General features: G+C 48.1%; 16 protein-coding genes. 8 read left to right on the forward strand and 8 right to left on the reverse strand.

Annotation, left to right across the window (positions count from 1 at the left end; translation table 11 throughout):
* Positions 1-21 precede the first annotated feature (21 nt).
* Together NIES2104_RS22040 and NIES2104_RS22045 are read right to left on the reverse strand one after the other, a co-directional pair.
* A complete protein-coding gene (locus NIES2104_RS22040) occupies positions 22-519 on the reverse strand; it encodes a peptidoglycan-binding protein (protein WP_059000371.1) in 498 nt (165 codons plus the stop codon).
* Positions 520-581: 62 nt separating this feature from the next.
* On the reverse strand, positions 582-1,745 hold the full coding sequence (locus NIES2104_RS22045; RefSeq protein ID WP_059000373.1) for an MFS transporter: 1,164 nt from the start codon (positions 1,743-1,745) through the stop codon (positions 582-584).
* Between the two features lie 214 nt (positions 1,746-1,959).
* Here NIES2104_RS22045 and NIES2104_RS22050 point away from each other — a divergent pair, with 214 nt between their 5' ends.
* Positions 1,960-3,405, forward strand: a complete 1,446-nt coding sequence (locus NIES2104_RS22050) for a phosphoglucomutase/phosphomannomutase family protein (RefSeq protein WP_263971012.1) — start codon at positions 1,960-1,962, stop codon at positions 3,403-3,405.
* 92 nt (positions 3,406-3,497) lie between these two features.
* Here NIES2104_RS22050 and NIES2104_RS22055 read toward each other — a convergent pair whose 3' ends face one another.
* The gene (locus NIES2104_RS22055; RefSeq protein ID WP_059000375.1) at positions 3,498-3,869 is read right to left on the reverse strand and encodes a BON domain-containing protein; all 372 of its coding nucleotides are present in this window, start codon (positions 3,867-3,869) and stop codon (positions 3,498-3,500) included.
* A 225-nt stretch (positions 3,870-4,094) separates the two neighbouring features.
* Here NIES2104_RS22055 and ilvN point away from each other — a divergent pair, with 225 nt between their 5' ends.
* Entirely contained in the window at positions 4,095-4,613 is a 519-nt protein-coding gene (gene ilvN, locus NIES2104_RS22060; RefSeq protein WP_059000376.1) for an acetolactate synthase small subunit, read from the forward strand.
* 84 nt (positions 4,614-4,697) lie between these two features.
* Here ilvN and NIES2104_RS22065 read toward each other — a convergent pair whose 3' ends face one another.
* Entirely contained in the window at positions 4,698-5,312 is a 615-nt protein-coding gene (locus NIES2104_RS22065; protein WP_059002003.1) for a triacylglycerol lipase, read from the reverse strand.
* Between the two features lie 81 nt (positions 5,313-5,393).
* Positions 5,394-5,828 carry a DUF2294 domain-containing protein gene (locus NIES2104_RS22070; protein WP_059002005.1) on the reverse strand — a complete coding sequence of 145 codons (435 nt, stop codon included), beginning with the start codon at positions 5,826-5,828 and terminating at the stop codon, positions 5,394-5,396.
* Positions 5,829-5,995: 167 nt separating this feature from the next.
* Between NIES2104_RS22070 and NIES2104_RS22075 the strand changes: the two genes are divergently transcribed.
* A complete protein-coding gene (locus NIES2104_RS22075) occupies positions 5,996-6,919 on the forward strand; it encodes a lipopolysaccharide assembly protein LapB (protein ID WP_059000378.1) in 924 nt (307 codons plus the stop codon).
* A 170-nt stretch (positions 6,920-7,089) separates the two neighbouring features.
* On the opposite strand, the gene NIES2104_RS22080 is transcribed toward NIES2104_RS22075, so the two are convergent.
* Complete coding sequence (locus NIES2104_RS22080; protein WP_059000380.1) at positions 7,090-8,139, reverse strand: glucokinase; 1,050 nt, start codon at positions 8,137-8,139, stop codon at positions 7,090-7,092.
* Positions 8,140-8,217: 78 nt separating this feature from the next.
* Between NIES2104_RS22080 and pdxH the strand changes: the two genes are divergently transcribed.
* The 4 genes from pdxH (at position 8,218) to NIES2104_RS22100 (ending at position 11,582) form a co-directional block, all read left to right on the forward strand.
* A complete protein-coding gene (gene pdxH, locus NIES2104_RS22085) occupies positions 8,218-8,862 on the forward strand; it encodes a pyridoxamine 5'-phosphate oxidase (RefSeq protein WP_059000382.1) in 645 nt (214 codons plus the stop codon).
* Between the two features lie 11 nt (positions 8,863-8,873).
* A complete protein-coding gene (locus NIES2104_RS22090; RefSeq protein WP_059000384.1) occupies positions 8,874-9,461 on the forward strand; it encodes a Uma2 family endonuclease in 588 nt (195 codons plus the stop codon).
* 56 nt (positions 9,462-9,517) lie between these two features.
* Positions 9,518-9,901 carry a hypothetical protein gene (locus NIES2104_RS22095; RefSeq protein ID WP_059000386.1) on the forward strand — a complete coding sequence of 128 codons (384 nt, stop codon included), beginning with the start codon at positions 9,518-9,520 and terminating at the stop codon, positions 9,899-9,901.
* 61 nt (positions 9,902-9,962) lie between these two features.
* Complete coding sequence (locus tag NIES2104_RS22100) at positions 9,963-11,582, forward strand: DUF3352 domain-containing protein (RefSeq protein ID WP_059002007.1); 1,620 nt, start codon at positions 9,963-9,965, stop codon at positions 11,580-11,582.
* Positions 11,583-11,846: 264 nt separating this feature from the next.
* On the opposite strand, the gene NIES2104_RS22105 is transcribed toward NIES2104_RS22100, so the two are convergent.
* Together NIES2104_RS22105 and pip are read right to left on the reverse strand one after the other, a co-directional pair.
* Positions 11,847-12,146, reverse strand: coding sequence for a ferredoxin (locus NIES2104_RS22105; RefSeq protein WP_059000388.1), 300 nt, complete (start codon positions 12,144-12,146; stop codon positions 11,847-11,849).
* A 246-nt stretch (positions 12,147-12,392) separates the two neighbouring features.
* Positions 12,393-13,352: a prolyl aminopeptidase gene (gene pip / locus NIES2104_RS22110; RefSeq protein WP_059000390.1), complete on the reverse strand. Its 960-nt coding sequence runs from the start codon at positions 13,350-13,352 to the stop codon at positions 12,393-12,395.
* Positions 13,353-13,411: 59 nt separating this feature from the next.
* Here pip and NIES2104_RS22115 point away from each other — a divergent pair, with 59 nt between their 5' ends.
* On the forward strand, positions 13,412-13,630 hold the full coding sequence (locus tag NIES2104_RS22115) for a hypothetical protein (RefSeq protein WP_059000391.1): 219 nt from the start codon (positions 13,412-13,414) through the stop codon (positions 13,628-13,630).
* Positions 13,631-13,633: the final 3 nt, after the last annotated feature.

Raw genomic sequence — 13,633 nt, forward strand, 5'->3', positions numbered from 1 at the left:
TCGTTCCCTGAAAGTTTTGCGCTACCACCATTTTCGGGGGTGATTTAGCCAGCGATTTTGCTTTGGTGGCAGTGTAGAAATTCCCCGACCTCTAAGAAATGTCCAAGTTGTTTCATCCACGATTCCAGTTGATCGTAAGCGCGATCGTTCTTGAAAATCTCGCACCGCTGCTTCGGTTTCTTCATCGAATTGACGGCTGCGACTAATCGTATAACCGTGTACTAATAACAAGCCTTGAAGTTCACAGACATCCGCGCCCCAATATCCCAGCTTCAGCGATCGTGTTCCAGGTTGCACCAGAGAAGTCAACGCCATCCAAGTTTTTTCACCCACCACTCCATCGATTCTCAATCCCTGCTGATGTTGAAAAGCTTTCACGGCAGCTTCAGTATATCGATCGAAGTCTCCGTTCAGTCTCACCTCAAATCCATGCGCTCGTAAAAGTTCTTGCAATTCCATGACTCTGCCGCCTTGATCCCACGGATAAAGTGTTAATAAATCAGACGGTTCTAGATTCATGTCGAGATCCCTTCAGCGCATTGTTTCTAGTATGAATCGAGAAAAACACTTTCGATTGTTTGTCATGCAACATTCTTGAGTCGTTGTTGTCGCCAGAACAATCCAAACCAAGCCGACAGCATCATCGTTAGCCCGATCGCACAAACACCCGTCCATTGTGCCCGATTCCAAGCAGATGTCGCTAAATATGATCCCAGCGCACCCCCCACAAAGTAAAGCATGATGTACAGCGCATTCAACCGACTATGAAACTCAGCAGGCAATCGATAAATCGTCGCTTGATTAGAAATCTGCGTAGTCTGCACACCCAAATCTAAAAGGATCACACCCAAAATTAAGCCCAATAGCTGTTTGCCAAAGATCCAGAACACCAAAAACGAAGTCGTTGTCATCAGAATTCCGAGCTTTACAGTAAAGCCTGGACTCCGACGATCGGCAATTTTTCCCACGATCGGAGCAGCTAATGCGCCCACGACTCCGATTAATCCAAACAACCCAGCAATATCACTACCATATTGATACGGCGGCTGAGCTAAGAAGAACACAAGCGTGCTCCAGAATACGCTAAACGCCCCGAATGACATCGCCCCAATCCAGGATGAAGCTTGCAGTGTAGGCTCTCGTTTTAGTCGCTCAAACATCGATCGTAACAATGCTGGGTAAGCCATTTTCAAGCTCGACTGATAGCGCGGGAGTTGTTTAGAAAGCACGATCGCAAGTAAAACCATGACTCCACTGCCGAGCCAGTACATCGCTTGCCAGCCCAGTCGCGCTCCCACAAATCCACTCACCGTCCGCGCTACCAAAATGCCGATAAACAATCCGCTCATCACCATTCCAACCACTTTTCCACGTTGGGCTGGCTCACACAATTGAGCCGCAAATGGAACCAAAATCTGAGCCGATACCGCACTGATCCCGATCGCAAAACTCGCCACACTCATCCACACCAAATTCGTCGCCACTGCTGCCAGTAGTGATGAAATCGCACTACAAATCGTCATCGTCACGATCAACCGTCGCCGCTCTAATCGATCGCCCAACGGCACAATCAATAAAACCCCGATCGCATATCCCACCTGCGTCAACATCGGAATCGCGCCCACCTCAGCGGCTGACACTCCAAACTGTTGAGCAATCTTCGCTAAAAGCGGCTGATTGTAATACAAATTTGCGACCGATGCCCCCGACGCGATCGCCATCATCCAAACCAACGAAGCCCGCATAGTTTCAAACTCCGAACAATGTTGAGGGTTATAGCAGAATTGTGCAGACTGCGCCTGTATCGATCGTGCAAAAAATTAGTGAACTATCCTGGAGAATGAGAGTCACCCTGTAAAGAATCAGGGGAAAGATCAAAAAACTCGATTGAGTCTAAGCTATCCCCGTTAAACTGATTTGTGTCCCGAACCCCTTTGTTTTGCCGAGGAGAATGCGCTCATGGCTCACGCGCCAATGACTATTACAACGATTAATCCGATTCAGTTTGGTACCGATGGCTGGCGCGGCGTGATTGCTGCTGATTTTACGTTCGATCGCGTGATGCAAGTTGCCCCGATCGCGGCTCAAGTTTTATCTGAAGTGTATGGTGCAGAAACCGGAAGCAACACCGTGATCGTGGGCTACGATCGCCGTTTCTTATCCGAAGAATTTGCCCGCACTGCCGCAGAATCGATTCGCAAAATCGGCTTTGATATTCTGTTTTCTGAAAGTTTTGCCCCGACTCCCGCCTTTAGTTGGGCAGCGAAGAAACTGAATGCGTTAGGCGCGATCGTCATTACGGCAAGTCACAATCCTGGTAACTATTCAGGTTTGAAAGTGAAGAGCGCTCATGGGGGATCAGTTCCACCCGAAGTCACGAAAAAGATCGAAGCACTGCTTGCAAAGAACGAACCTACTCCTGAAAAGACACCCGGAACTTTCAGCGTGTTTGATCCCTGGGAAAGTTACTGTGAAGGACTGCGATCGCTCGTCGATACCACTGCAATTAAGAGCGCGATCGAGCAAGGGAAAATTACGGTTTTCGCAGATGTCATGCACGGTGCAGCCGCAACTGGATTAGCACGATTGATCGGAACTGAGATTCATGAATTAAACAGCGATCGCGATCCCTTGTTTGAGGGGGGAGCACCGGAGCCGTTACCGAAGTATCTCCCGAAAATTCTGCACACGATCGCGAACTTTGATGGGAATAGTCTTGCAGTGGGATTAGTGTTCGATGGGGATGCCGATCGAGTGGGTGCTGTCGATGCGAAAGGCAATTTCCTCAGCTCTCAAATTCTGATCCCGATCCTGCTCGAACATTTAGTCGGTAAAGGATTTAGCGGCGAATTTGTCAAAACGGTGAGCGGTTCGGATCTGATGCCTTTGGTCGCGAAACTCTACGGATTGCCTGTGTATGAAACCCCGATCGGGTACAAATACATTGCCGATCGCATGCTCGAAACCAAAGTGTTACTCGGTGGCGAAGAATCGGGCGGAATCGGTTACGGGCATCACATTCCAGAGCGCGATGCGTTACTGTCTGCCTTGTATGTGCTTGAAACTGTTGTGCAGACGGGAACGGATTTAGGTGAACTGTATCGACGACTGCAAGAGAAAGCTGGATTTATAGCGGAATACGATCGGATTGATCTTCCGCTTGCCAGTATGGAAGTTCGCGCCAAATTGTTAGAGCAATTGAAAACTCAACCGCCACAAACGATCGCTGGAAAAGCGGTTGTCAGTTGCCAAACCGATGACGGTTACAAATTCCGATTAGAAGATCAAAGCTGGTTATTAATTCGTTTTAGTGGAACTGAACCTGTGCTGCGATTGTATTGTGAAGCGGCATCGATCGAGCAAGTTCACCAAACCCTGAATTGGGCGAAGGACTGGGCGAGCTAGCGCGATCGTAACATCACGAAGACCGTGGGATCGATCTCGAAATCCCCGTAGAGACGCGATTAATCGCGTCTCTACAACGCCATCAAATCAAACTAACCGACTTGAACCTGGTTTGTGTCTACCGATGCCGCTCCATTTACGCCGCTGGCAACCTGCACCATCTTGGTCAGAACATCCTGACTCGGAACACTGCCCTTGAGCACCACCGTTGTTCCCAACTGTGCCACCCACAGCGTATTCACATCATCCAACTGCGGATCTTGGTCGAATGCCAATGCCACACGTTTTGCTAAACCGCTCTGATCATACTGTCCATCCAATCCCACCCGTTCAGGCGGAATTGTGTCACCGACTTGAGCTTCAGGGGGAGCAGATGCCACCGCATTAGGAGCAGGCTGTCCACTCACCGCCTGTTCAGGGTTTGCAGGCTTTTCTTGCCCAAAAAGTCTTTGTAACCAACCCATAACAATTCTGACTCCAAATATCACTCTACACAGACAATTGAGCGATCGAGTCTCAAAAATGTCCATCGCTCTAGAGAAGGATTAGACCCTGATCGCATCCGTTTTTCACCTTATCGATAAAATTCTTCGGCTTCAAGATATTTCAGAAATTCTTTCGTTCCTGGGTGGACAAGACGGAACGATCGTTGCACGATAGAAAGATCAAATGTTACTCAACATACAGCAATGAAGCACACGCTGTCGGTTTTAGTCGAAGATGAAGCCGGGGTTCTGACTCGGATTGCCGGGTTGTTCGCCCGTCGGGGTTTCAATATCGAAAGTTTGGCGGTGGGACCTGCTGAACAAATGGGCGTTTCGCGGATCACGATGGTCGTTCCGGGTGACGATCGCATTATCGAGCAGCTCACGAAGCAACTCTACAAGCTGATTAATGTGATCAAAGTTCAGGACATTACCGAAGTGCCTTGTGTCGAACGGGAACTGATGTTGCTGAAGGTGAATGCGGGAAGTTCTACGCGATCGGAGATTGTGGAACTGGCGCAGATTTTTCGGGCGCGGGTGGTGGATGTTGCTGAGGATTCACTGACGCTGGAAGTGGTGGGCGATCCGGGGAAAATGGTCGCGATCGTTCAGGTGCTGCAAAAATTCGGACTGCGAGAAATTGCGCGGACGGGTAAGATCGCGCTGAGTCGTGAATCGGGTGTGAATACGGAATTTCTTAAATCGTTAGAAGCGAAAGTTTAGAGGGTGACTCTTGGCGGAGGGGGTTAACACACCCCCTTTGAATGAATCCACGATCGAACACTTTCAAACTCAGTGCAAGATTGATCAATTCTGTGTTGCAGCAAGCTGATTCTGCACAGGTTTTCTCAACGCCTCAGCGACTAGGTGAATCGATCGCGAATCCGTCACCATCCAAGCATGAAGCGGCACCGGGATTTGGATCGATTCGCCCACAGGTAAAACAGAACTTTTTGCAGGTACGATAATGCCGTCGAGCGGTGTCCAAATCGACGTGAAATTAATTCGATCGAGCATTCTCACATCTCGATTCAGGTCGTTCAAAAATTCACTGTTCGGGCGCATTTGCACACAGCCTGGACGCTGAGAAAGATAAGCCGCGATCGTGCCATTATGCGGCGCTGAGATGCTGACGAATCGCTGAACGCGACTGATGCCCTCTAACCGCTGCACATAGTAGCGACTGACTAATCCACCCATACTAAAGCCAACCAAATCGAAGGGCTGACCCGCAGGTAATGTCAGTTCGATAAAGTCAGCCAACTGTTGGGCTAATTGGTCAAGGTGACAATCGCCATTCGCCGGAAGCAAATCTAATCCGTACGTCTGCCATCCCATCCGGTCAAGCTGTCCGGTCATTGTTTTGAACAGCGAAAAGGTATCAGTGATGCCATGAACTAACACAACGGGATTGAGAGGCATAGGAGCAGAGAAAAAACTTTCCTCTAAGCTACTGTCTTTTGCGCGAATTGGCACAGCGAAACAGACAGCCGATCGAATGTCCTATTCGGCAATTTCGTCTTGCGATCGCTCTGTTCCATTGCGGCGTTTTGATTTCGGAATCGATTCAGGATCGCGAACCGAGGGCGGCTCTTTCAAAATGGCAATCAAACCTGAAAATCCTGTTTCTAAATTGGTACTATTGAGCAACTGAACCACCGAAGTTGAGCCAATCTCTTCGATCAGCGCAATGATTTCTGCTTTCATGCGATTTTCGAGTTCTGCCCGAAACTTTTCTGCTACCTCTGATCGTCCAGATTCTACTAGGAATCGTTCAGCCGGAGTTGAAATTTGTTCGAGTACGATCGCAAGTTTTTCATCGAAAAATTGACAGGTTACTTTTTCAGGACGCTGCCCAGTTCGCTCTCGATAAAGCGCCTGAAGTCTTTGTCCAATCGTGCGTTCAATCTGTCCACGGGTTGGATTGTCATTTGTCATGTTAATCGATGAATCCATTAAAATTTAGTTAAATGATTTTCGGAAAAGAATTTAATCTAATGTCAGAGTAAAAACTTTGAACCTGTTTCTCCTCTATCGACAGAAAGGATTTTGAGGTAGGGCGATGAGTACGATGACCCGTTATTTCTGCAAGTTGAGAGTGTTTTATGTTGATTCGATCGTGGTTGAAAGTTGGTTTAATCTCTAGTGGATTGTGGTTTGTAGCTCCTGCGATTTTGCCGATTCAAGCCGCACCGTTTCAAGTCGCTCAAGCCCCAAAACAAACGGCTGAGTCTCAGGTGAATCAAGGGTTAGTTTTCATTCAGCAAGGCAAGCTCAACGAAGCGATCGCGGCTTTTCGTCAAGCCATTCGGATCAATCCGAAGTTAGCGGCGGCTCACTACAATCTCGGTTTAGCGCTTCGACAAGCCGGGCAATTACAGCCATCTGCGGATGCGTTCTATCAAGCCACGAAAGCCGATCCGAATTTTGCCTTAGCATATGCGAATTTGGGTGCGGCACTGTTAGAAGGCGGTAACGCTAAACAGGCGCGGGACTATCTGACACGAGCGATCGAGCTTGATCCACGTTCAGGAGTTGCACAGTACAATCTCGGTTTGGTACTGATGCAGGAAAAGAACTATGGTGGAGCCGCTCAAGCGTTTCAGAAAGCTGCAAATCTGAGCGCGAATGCACCAGAACCATTGTTTCAATTAGGGCAGGCTTATCAGCAGCAAAGAAAACCCAAGGAAGCGATCGCAGCCTTTCAACAAGCAATCCAGCGAAATCCGAACTATGTGGAAGCGCATTATAGTTTGGGGTTGATGGAATACTATCAAGACAATCTCGATCGAGCGTTGAATGCCTTTCGTCGATCGACTCAAATCAATCCAAAGTTTGCAAATGGTTATTACGCAGCGGGTTTGGCATTTGTGCGACAAGGGAAAACTGCCGATGCAGAACGGGTATTGAAATATGCCAAGGATCTGTTCGCGGCGCAAGGAAATTCCGCTTGGGCGCAGAAAACCGAACAGCAATTGCAGCAGATTGAACGGATTGGACAAAGACAACTGCGATCGCCGTTACGGTGATGGTTGATCGATCGCGGAAATGGTGTAGAGACGCGATTAATTGCGTCTCTACGGGAGAAATCGAACATTACCCAAATCGTCGGAATTACACTGAATCATTGTGGGGTGGGCATCCTGCCCGCCACCGGGGGTCAGGCAAGATGCCAGCCCCACAGTTATTGCAACCGGAATTACAATCGCGATGCCCGCAACGCCGCCCCAATTAATCCCACCTGCGGATTTAACACAATCTGAACAGGCACCCGTTCCATCAACGATCGCATTCTTCCTTTCAGCGCAAACGCCCTGAGAAAACTACCTTCTTCCATCAGCGGCAAAATCTTCGCAGCAATGCCACCTGCAATATACAACCCACCATACGGCAGCAATTTCAGCGCTAAATTTCCGGCTTCTGTCCCGTACGCTTCCACAAAGAGCGCCATCGTTTGCTGAGACAATCGATCGCGATTCTCCAATGCTGCCTGAGAAATCACAGCAGCAGGATCAGCCGTCTTTTCACTCTTCCCGATTTCCGATTCCCAAACGTTCATCAGTTGAGCAATCTCTGGAGACTCCGGCGCAAAATTGCGATCGCGCAAAAACTGATAAATTGCCACAATGCCTTGCCCAGAAACCACTCGCTCGGCTGAAATTCGCTCTATGTTCAGCTTTTCTAGAAGATAATGCGACAGTTGAAACTCTAATTCGGTTCTAGCAGCAAAATCAACGTGTCCGCCTTCAGAACCATACACCTGATACTCTTTGCCGTTGTGAATCAGATAACCTTGTCCTAATCCGGTTCCCGCTCCAATTACCGCGATCGGGGCATTCTTTTCCGGCTTGCCTGCCTGCAATGTGTGAAGATCCGATTCTTCTAGCGCTAAGATGCCGTATCCGATCGCTTCAAAGTCATTAATCAGCGAAACTTGCGAAATCGATAACTGTTCCGATAAGCGATCAGTTTCCAATGTCCAGCCGATATTCGTCACTTTACTGGTATTGTTTACGACTGGACCTGCAATCCCAAAGCAAGCTTTTTCTGGTTGAAACGTCTTTCCCGTTTCCGCCTGAGCTTCCTTGAGAAACGTCTTCACCATCGGCACCAGATCTGGAAATTCATGGCTCGAATACCGCTTTTCAAATAGACTACTCCGAGCCGTTTCTGTGTGATCAGCATCCGCTTCGACCAATCGTAAAATCGTTTTCGTCCCGCCAATATCTCCAGCCAGTAATTGCGACATCCTTTATCCTCCGAATTCTTAGCTAATCTACTCGCCATCCCAATACAATTGCAATTGGAGCATAGATAGATAAAACCGATGGCTATTTCTTCGATCGCAGATCTCAGAAAGGATTACACCAAAGAAACCCTCAACGAATCTGAGGTTGATCCGAATCCGTTTGTACAGTTTCGGCGCTGGTTCGATCAAGCGGTGAATGCAGAACTCCCCGAACCGAACGCGATGACGGTAGCAACCGCTTCTAAAGATGGCATTCCGGCTGCACGAATTGTTTTACTCAAAGCGCTAGACGATCGCGGTTTTACCTTTTTCACCAACTACAACAGCGCGAAAGGCAAAGAACTCGAAGCCAATCCCCAAGCAGCATTAGTGTTTCTCTGGACAGAACTTGAACGCCAAGTCCGGATCGTTGGCACCGTCGAAAAAATCACATCTGAAGAATCGGATGGGTACTTCTTCAGCCGCCCTCACAATAGTCGCTTAGGGGCTTGGGCATCGAATCAGAGCGAAGTGATTCCGAACCGCGATGTATTAGAGCAAAATCTAGCGGCGTTGAAACTTGAGTATGAGAATCAAGAAGTACCGCGACCGTCGCACTGGGGAGGATTTCGGGTGATTCCGCGTGAGATTGAATTTTGGCAAGGTCGATCAAGTCGATTACACGATCGATTACGCTACCGATTTCAAAATGGTGCTTGGATCATCGATCGACTTTCCCCGTAGGAGGTAACACAATGGAACTGACACTGCCCCTCAAGATGAATCTGGAGCACGTCCATCTGACCGATGAGCAATTTTTTCAGCTCTGCATGGACAATCCCGAATTGGTTCTCGAACGTAACGCTAAAGGAGTCTTAATTGTCATGTCACCTGTTGGAGGAGGAAGTGGAAAGCGAGAGGCAGACTACATCACAGATTTAAATATTTGGAATCGTCGAACGAATCTTGGGGAAGTGTTCAGTTCTTCAACATTGTTTAAGTTACCAAATGGAGGCGATCGCTCTCCCGACGCGGCTTGGGTTGAACGGTCTCGATGGCGATCGCTCAGTTCCGAACAGCGTCAGAAATTTCCACCGATTGCGCCTGATTTTGTGATTGAACTGCGCTCCCGAACCGATAAACTCACTGACCTCCAGGAAAAAATGGAGGAATATCTAGTAAGTGGGGTTCGTTTGGGTTGGTTATTCAATCCGCAAGATCAACAAGTCGAAATCTATCGACAAGGACAAGCAAAAGAAGTCCGATCGCTACCCACATTTCTGTCCGGCGAATCCGTTTTACCTGGGTTTGAATTGCAGGTTGATTTGTTTACAGACGATTGATTTTTGAATTCACGATTCGTTATCTTTGAGAGCAACGTTTGTCCTGGATGCCAAAGATGTCGATCGATCTTCTCGTCTTCAGTGTGACCGTTGATCCGACTGCGATCGCGGGTGCGTGTCTTTGGGCATTGGCGCTGTATCTGGGTTTTTCACCGATTAGCGACTGGACGATCGAGCAACTGAGCCGCTGGTTTAATTTTGCTGAACGATCGCTGTATTCGTCGATCGAGGAATTTGAAAGAACGCGATCGGCAAGAGAATCTCAAAACGCTTTCTACGCCTCGATTTTGAGCATCTTCCCATTTCTGGGTGTGGGAGCCGTGTGCAATTTTGGAGTCGAACTCGGTTTGGGGAGAAGTTGGGCGATTAGTATGGGAGTGCTTGCCTGTATTGGGTGCGGCGTGTATGAATTAGGTCGCCGCGACGGGCAGAACTCTTAACTTAAGATCGTCAAGGCGGCGAGAGTCCGGGATAATGTTTCTGGAGAGTACCCCCTTGATTATGAAGTTTCGCTCGTTTCTCAACATTGTTGCTGCGATCGCTGGTGTCTTATTCGTGGTCGCCACGATCGGGTTTAGCTGGGTTTTTTCTCAGAGTCCACTCGGTTTGCTCAAAGGTAGCCCGAAAAGTACACCGACCGCTGCCATGTTTGTTCCAAAGCAAGCTCCAGTGATGGCTTCATTGTTGGTGAATCCCGATCGATTAGAGAGTTTGCGGCAAGTCGTGGCAAAACCGGGCGATCGAGCCGCTACCCGTCAGGAATTTGAGCAATTTACTCAAGGCGTTTTAGGCAGTTCGGAATTGAATTATCGCCGGGATGTGCAGCCGTGGTTGGGCGATGAAATAACCGCAGCCGTAACGACGTTGGATATCGATCGAGAAGAATCGAACGGGAAAGAGGCAGGATATTTGCTGGCATTAGCAACAAAAGACACGGAGCGATCGAGAGAATTTCTCCAAGTGTTTTGGCAAAAACGCGCCATTACGGGAACCGATTTAGCTTTTGAAGATTACAAAGGCACCAAGATTATCTACGGTAAGGTTGAATCGGATTCTGTCCCGATCACGGTTGCGAGTGCGATCGTGGGTCGCCAATATGTGCTGTTTGCCAATAGTCCGAAGGTACTCCGAAACGCGATTAACAACGTACAAGCAGCGGAACTCAATTTAGAAAATTCGAGTGATTATCAAACTGCGATCGCATCGCTCGATCAAGGACGAATCGGAGTGATTTTCGCCAATCTTCCAGCATTGGCAGAATTGAACGGGAAAGAAATTACGGATACCGCTTCGAGTGCAGCGATCGCGCTTGGTTTAGATCGCAAAGGTTTAATTGCAGAAACCGCGATTATCCGAGCAGGAACCGACGCGAATTTATCAAAACAATCTCTAGAGGCGCTGAAGTATATTCCGGCGGTTACACCGATTTCTGCATCAGGTGTGAATCTCGATCGCTTGTGGTCGGGTTTATCGAGTGATGGAACGATCTCGAAATGGGTCAATTCCCCGATCGAATCGCTCGGCAAACGTTGGAATCTCAACTTGCCACAAGACATTTTTAATTGGGTGAAAGGTGAGTATGCACTAGCGCTCATTCCCGGCAATACATTGGATTGGGTATTTGTGGCAGATAAAACCGCAGATCCGGGAGCAGAAAGCGCGATCGCTCATCTCGACGAACTCGGCAAAGCACAGGGCATCACCGCTGGAATCATTCAGATTGGCGATCAGCCTGTTTCTGTGTGGACAAAACTTGATTCAGCCAATGCGGACAAGAAAATCGATGCGGAAGTGGTTGGCGTGCATACCACGATCGGGAAATACGAAATTTTCACGACTTCCATGGATACGATGAAAGCGGTGCTGAATGCGAAGAAGGATGTCCTGGCGAATAGTAAATCGTTTGAAAGTGCGATCGCAGCGTTACAAAAAGAAAATGCTGGATATTTGTATCTGGATTGGAAGACGGCGCAACCGATTTTAGAGAAGCAATACCCGATTTTGAAAGTCGCAGAATTGGCAGGAGAACCAATTTTTGAGCATTTGAGATTGCTGACGATTAGCAATTATGGCAATCGATCTGGAGTTCAACGCGGCGGTGTTTTTGTGCGATTGAGTTAGTTCGATCGTGATAGATAATTGTGTGCGCTGCGTTGCTTGGTGTTTCGCCCCCTAAATCCCCCATTCTGGGGGACTTTGAAGTAGAAAAATCTCTTTAACTTTGGGAAACTTTCACACTCAAAGTCCCTCACTTGTGGGGGATTTAGGGGGCAGAAGCTGCAAACAACGAAGCGAAAAAATTCAACACAATCCAAACAAGCGAAGCAGAAACCCCGATCGAGATTTCTGCTTCGCTTCAATACAGAAACTTTTCTGTCAGAAAACCTAGTACAGGTCTTCCTCTTGGTGAGTCAAGATCGTGCAGTCCGAAGTGGGATAAGCCACACAGGTCAGCACATAACCTGCTTGGATTTGATCATCATCCAAGAAAGACTGGTCAGATTGATCGACAGTTCCTTCGGTGATCTTGCCAGCACAAGTCGAGCAAGCACCCGCACGACAGGAGTAAGGCAGATCCAGACCTTGCTCTTCAGCCGCATCTAAAATGTACTCATCATCGGGAACATCGATCGTGGTGTTCAGCCCTTCAGCTTCGTTGATTAACGTGACCTTAAAAGTAGGCATTCGGTGATCCTCTCTAGTAATAGCAGCGGCAGGATTGCCGGAAAATTTGGGACTTAAGTTTTCTCAATCAGTCTTGAGTCCCTTAAGTTCTTTTCAATTCTGATACTACGGGAAAACTCAACCGTTAAACCCGCCATTTGACCGGATCGGTGAACGCGATTCCTAATAAATCACCATCATTTAATCTACTTATACTTATAGGACGATCGATTGGAGACAATCGAGGGTTACAATCCGTTACCCCGATTATTTGTAATAGCTGAGCGTTGCAAATCTATCGGTAGCATCGATCAAGGCAGTGAGAATTCCCGTTTCCATCATCGAGTGCCCCGCATCCGGAACGATAATGAATTCCGCATCAGGAAGTGCTTTATGCAAGTCCCAAGCCGAAGTCATCGGACAAACGACATCGTATCGCCCCTGAACAATTACCGTTGGAATGTGCCGAATGCGATCGCAGTTTCTCAACAGTTGATCATCGGTTTCAAAAAAGCCCCGATTCATAAAGTAGTGACACTCAATTCGTGCAAACGCATCCGCGAATTCATCTTGGGAAAACTTGCTTTGCAAATCTGGATCGACGATTAATCGGCTAGTACTGCCTTCCCAAACTGACCAAGCTTTTGCAGCGATCGCTCTTATTTCCGCATCGTCACTGGTCAATCTTCGATAGTAAGCTGACACTAAATCATCGCGTTCTTCAACGGGAATCGGTGCTAAATACTGCTCCCAAGCATCCGGGAAAATCCAGCTTGCTCCTTCTTGATAAAACCAGAGAATTTCTTTGCGTCGTAATAGGAAGATGCCGCGCAGAACGAGTCCTAAACAGCGATCGGGATGGGTTTGACTATACGAGAGCGATAAAGTGCTGCCCCAACTCCCTCCGAAGACGACCCAGCGATCGATTTGGAGATGCGATCGTAATTTCTCAGTATCACTCACTAAATCCCAGGTTGTGTTCTCTCTAAGTTCAGCATGGGGTGTACTTTTCCCGGCTCCGCGCTGATCGAAGAGAATAATCCGCCATTTTTCAGGATCGAAATACTGTCGGTAGGTTGTAATCGTACCGCCACCGGGTCCACCATGCAGAAAGACAACAGGCTGACCGTTTGGATTGCCGCTTTGCTCATAGTAGATCGTGTGCAAATCGGAGACGGGGAGCATTCCAGATTGGTAGGGTTCGATCGCAGGATAAAGATGACGCATGAGAAGAGATGGGCTAACTAACTGTAGACCATGATAGTTTCCTGCAAGTCTTAGCTTCTATGCGCTCTAAAATTCCGGTTGGATTTTTGTTTTTGACCAGTATTGTGTTTATTGGATTTGGCGATCAGGTTTTGCCGCCTGAGATTGGGCGGTATAGTTTTCAGGTGCGAAGCTCGATCGATCAATGGTTGGTGAATGCGGTTCCGAATTGGCAACCGAAGACGAATCCGTATCGGAGAACCGAGGACGCGATTCAGGACACGAAACAATCGAAGTGAACG

It is taken from the genome of Leptolyngbya sp. NIES-2104 (assembly GCF_001485215.1).
GTDB lineage: Bacteria > Cyanobacteriota > Cyanobacteriia > Leptolyngbyales > Leptolyngbyaceae > Leptolyngbya.